At 75.0% G+C, this 1,573-nt stretch carries 2 protein-coding genes and 1 pseudogene; all 3 read left to right on the plus strand.

Translation table 11 applies throughout. The features are described 5' to 3' along the window. A pseudogene (locus tag AC2W7G_RS15910) lies at window positions 1–308 on the plus strand (hypothetical protein); the annotation flags it as partial. Then, window positions 286–780 (plus strand): FAD-binding domain-containing protein, encoded by a 495-nt coding sequence (locus AC2W7G_RS15915; RefSeq protein ID WP_485869295.1) that lies wholly within the window; start codon window positions 286–288, stop codon window positions 778–780. The pseudogene AC2W7G_RS15910 and the gene AC2W7G_RS15915, both read left to right, overlap by 23 nt. Window positions 781–1,241: 461 nt before the next feature. Beyond that, a complete protein-coding gene (locus AC2W7G_RS15920) occupies window positions 1,242–1,496 on the plus strand; it encodes a hypothetical protein (protein ID WP_485869296.1) in 255 nt (84 codons plus the stop codon). Window positions 1,497–1,573: the final 77 nt, after the last annotated feature.

Below are 1,573 nucleotides of genomic sequence, written 5' to 3' on the forward strand. Positions count from 1 at the left end.
AGCGGGCGGCCCGGGAGCGCTGGCGCGCGTGGCTGGACGCGCACGTGCGCGACTACGAACGTTACACCCGCGACCTGCCTGCGCTCGTCGCGGGCACCTCGCGGATGTCGGTGCACCTCAAGTGGGGCGAGATCCACCCGCGGACGATGCTGGCCGACCTCGCGCCCCTCCGCTCGCGCGGGGCCGGCGCCTACACGCGCCAGCTCGCGTGGCGCGACTTCTACGCCGGCGTCCTGCACGAGCGTCCCGACTCGCCGCGAGTACTACGACCGCCGGTTCGCCGCCATGCAGTACGACGAGCCGGGTGACGACCTGGACGCGTGGCGCGACGGTCGCACCGGCGTGCCGATCGTCGACGCCGGCATGCGCCAGCTGCGGGCCGAGGGCTGGATGCACAACCGGGTGCGCATGATCACCGCCAGCTTCCTGGTCAAGGACCTGCACCTGGAGTGGCAGCACGGTGCCCGGCACTTCCTGGGCCACCTGGTGGACGGCGACCTGGCCAACAACCAGCACGGCTGGCAGTGGGTGGCCGGGTGCGGCACGGACGCCGCCCCGTACTTCCGGGTGATGAACCCGGTGTCCCAGGGCAGGAAGTTCGACCCCGACGGCGCCTACGTCCGGCGCTGGGTGCCCGAGCTCGCCGACGTGCCGCGCGCGTTCGTCCACGAGCCCTGGGAGATGCCCGACCCGCCGGCCGACTACCCGCCGCCCCTGGTCGACCACGCGGCCGAGCGGCGCGAGGCGCTGGCCCGCCTGGCCGCCCTGCGCGACCGGTAGGTTCGCGGCCATGGTGACGATCTCGGCTCAGTTCAACGGTCCGGACACGTCGGGCAACGGCGGCTACGTCAGCGGCCTGCTCGCCCAGGCCCACGGCGCGGAGCAGCCGGTGACGGCGACCCTGCGCGTCCCGCCCCGCTCGAGACGCCGCTCACCTGGGAGCCGTCGGCCGACCTCACCCGGCTCGTCACCCACGGCGGCTCGGTCGTCGGCGAGGCGACGGACGGCGGCTTCGCCCGCGCGTCCCGGCGTGCCCGACCCCGGCGCAGCGCGAGGCGGGCCTGACCGCGTACCCCGGCTTCCACCACCACCCGTTCGACCGCTGCTTCACCTGCGGCACGGCCCGCGAGGACGGCGACGGGCTGCGCCTGTTCACCGGGCCGGTCGGCGACGGACTGGTCGCCGGCACCTTCCACGCCCACGAGGCGTTCGCCGAGGCCGACGGCACCCTGGGCCTGCCGGTGGCCTGGGCGGCGCTGGACTGCCCCGGCGGCTGGGCGGCGGACTTCTCCGAGCACGTCATGGTGCTGGGCCGCATGACGGCCCACGTGGAGCAGCCGCTCGTCGCCGGACGCACGTACGCGTCGGTTGGACGCCTGGCCGAGCGGTCGGGACGCAAGTTCCTCACCGACACCGCCCTGTACGCCGAGGACGGGACGCTGGTCGGCCGGGCCGAGCAGGTCTGGATCGAGGTCGACCCGGCGCGCTTCGCCTAGAGCTGCACGTCGCCGATGAGCGGCGACGTGGCCGAGCGCCGCACGGCGCGCCGCGCTCGAGCGCACGAGCTCGGGAG

This window comes from Aeromicrobium sp. PFPM2_SD2 (genome assembly GCF_057364525.1).